The organism is Burkholderia sp. Ac-20345 (assembly GCF_017104825.1).
Lineage (GTDB): Bacteria > Pseudomonadota > Gammaproteobacteria > Burkholderiales > Burkholderiaceae > Burkholderia > Burkholderia lata_B.
In genome coordinates this window covers 1-2484 of sequence record NZ_JAAGPO010000443.1, presented here as the reverse complement: position 1 = coordinate 2484, position 2484 = coordinate 1, and the positions used below count along the sequence as shown (strand labels likewise).

At 68.3% G+C, this 2484-nt stretch carries 2 protein-coding genes; one reads left to right on the top strand and one right to left on the bottom strand.

Annotation, left to right across the window (positions count from 1 at the left end):
* Window positions 1-1157 (bottom strand): Na+/H+ antiporter (locus G3O06_RS47765; RefSeq protein WP_205820318.1); only part of this gene is annotated, 1157 nt, incomplete at its 3' end.
* 297 nt (window positions 1158-1454) lie between these two features.
* On the opposite strand from G3O06_RS47765, the gene G3O06_RS47760 reads away from it, so the two are divergent.
* Window positions 1455-2484, top strand: a 1030-nt coding sequence (locus G3O06_RS47760) for an EAL domain-containing protein (protein WP_205820316.1), incomplete at its 3' end; no start/stop codon positions are given.

The window sequence follows — 2484 nt, the reverse complement described above, 5'->3', positions numbered from 1 at the left end:
GACAGCGCGACCGGAATCGACAGCACGCCGGCGAGCGTGACCGCGCCGCGCACGCCGCCGACCGTCATCACCGCGATCGTGCGCACGCCGGCCATCGTGCCCGCGAGGCCCTGGCGCGCGGCGCGACGGCTCGCGAACCAGCGCAGCAGCCAGACCCACAGGAAGCGGATCGCATACAGCGCGAGCATCATCGCGCAGACGTTGAAGATCATCCGGCCGACGAGCGCGTCGCTCGTGTGGTGCGCGTCGACGAGCGTGCGGCCGATGATGTGCGGCAGCTGCAGCCCGAGCATGATGAACACCATGCCGTTGAACACGAACTCGATCATCGCCCACGTGCTTTCGGCGCGCACGCGCGACGCGACGGTGCTTTTGCGTGAAAAGCTCGTGTAATTCATCATCATCCCGGCCGACACGGCCGCCAGCACGCCCGACAGGTCGAGGTGCTCGGCGAACAGGTAGGCCGCGAACGGCACGAGCAGCGTCATCACGATGCCGGGGGCCGGATCGCCTTCCTGCTCGGCGTTCAGGAAGCGCGTCGACAGCGCGCTGAACACCCACGACACGATCGCGCCCGTCGCGAGCCCGCCCGCGGCGACGATTACGAACGTGACCGACGCTTCGCGCAGCGAGAACATGCCCGTCAGCGCGGCCGCGATCGCGAATTTCAGCGCGACGAGGCCCGACGCGTCGTTCATCAGCGCCTCGCCTTCGAGGATGTGCATCAGCTGCGGCGGAATCCGGCCCTTGCCGGCGATGCCCGACAGCGCGACCGCGTCGGTCGGCGACAGCACGGCCGCAAGCGCGAACGCGATCGGCAGCGGCAACTCGGGTATCAGCCAGTGCGCGAAGTAGCCCACTGCGAGTACCGTCATGAACACGAGCCCGAACGCGAGCATCAGGATCGCGCGGCGCTGCAGGTACAGCTCGCGCTTCGGAATCCGCCAGCCGTCCGCGAACAGCAGCGGCGGAATGAACAGCAGCATGAAGATTTCGGGATCGAACGTGACGTGCAGGTTCAGCTTCGGCCACGCGAGCATCGCGCCGAATGCGATCTGCATCAGCGGCAACGGCAGTTGGAACGGCAGGATGCGCGTGACGGCGCCGGACAGCGCGACGGTCAGCAGCAGGATGAGGACGGTGAAGACGATTTCCATCGATACGGCGAATACGGGGAATGAAACGATCGTACGGAGTGTAGCGTGACAGCGTGACGGATGCGTTCGAGCAGCCGGTGCGTGCGCACTGAAATGGTGCGCACGACATGCGCCACGGTGGTGCGGCAGCACGGCGCGAGCCGCGCGGTGCACGGGTTGCCGGTACCTTGCACGGAGCTTGCTTGATGTGGGGCAGCCGCCCGGCGACGACCGGGCAACCGAGGGTCCAACCATGACATTGCACGCGCCGTTCGCTTCGTCGGACGCTGCGTTCGAAGGCACTACCAGGAGGAAGGCATGACGATCGTGCAACAGGAGCGTCCGGCCGCCGCGTCGCCGTACCGGTTCGAGCGGGAGGTGAGTTCCGGCCTCGAACGTCTGGCGACGCAGCACCGCGACCTGACGCTCACGACCGTGTTCCAGCCGATTTTCAGCCTGTCGCACCAGCGTGCGGTGGGCTACGAAGCGCTGCTGCGCGCGCACGATGCACTCGACCGTGCGGTTTCGCCGCTCGACGTGTTCGGCGAAGCCGCGCGCCAGGGCGAATTGCTGCAGCTAGACCGGCTCGCGCAGGCGCTGCATCTCGAGAACTTCGCGCTGCTCGGCGCCGAGCGCGAGTGGCTGTTCCTCAACGTGCATCCGGGCGTGCTCACCGACCCTTTCCAGGCGGCCGCGCTGCTGGCGAACCTGAAGCGGCTCGGCATGCCGCCGCGCCGCATCGTGCTCGAAGTGCTCGAACAGCGCGCGGAAGACGTCGAGCGGCTCGCAGAGGCCGTGCGCGAATTCCGCACGCACGGCTTCCTGATCGCGCTCGACGATTTCGGCGCGGGCCACTCGAACCTCGAGCGGATCTGGCAACTGAACCCGGACATCGTGAAGCTCGACCGGATCATGCTGTCGCACGCGGCGCACCGCACGGGGCTCACCGCGATCCTGCACGGGCTCGTGACGCTGCTGCACGAGGCTGGCAAGCTGGTGCTCGTCGAGGGCATCGAGACCGAGCACGAGGCGCAGATCGCGCTGTCTTGCGAGGCCGATTTCGTGCAGGGCTACTACTTCGGCCGGCCGGCGCCGGGGCTGCCCGACAGCGCGGCCGCGACGGGCTGCATCGGCGAGCTGACCGAGCGCTTTCGGCAGCAGACCGAAGTGCGCGAGCGGCGCGATGCGCAGCGGCTCGCGCCGTACCTGCGCGCGTTCGAACGCGCGGCCGAGCGCCTTGCGGCCGGCGAGCCGCTCGACGAGGTGTGCTGGAACTTCCTCGCGCTCGACGCGGCCGCGCGCTGTTTCCTGCTCGACGCGCACGGCCGCCAGTCGGGCCGCAACGTCA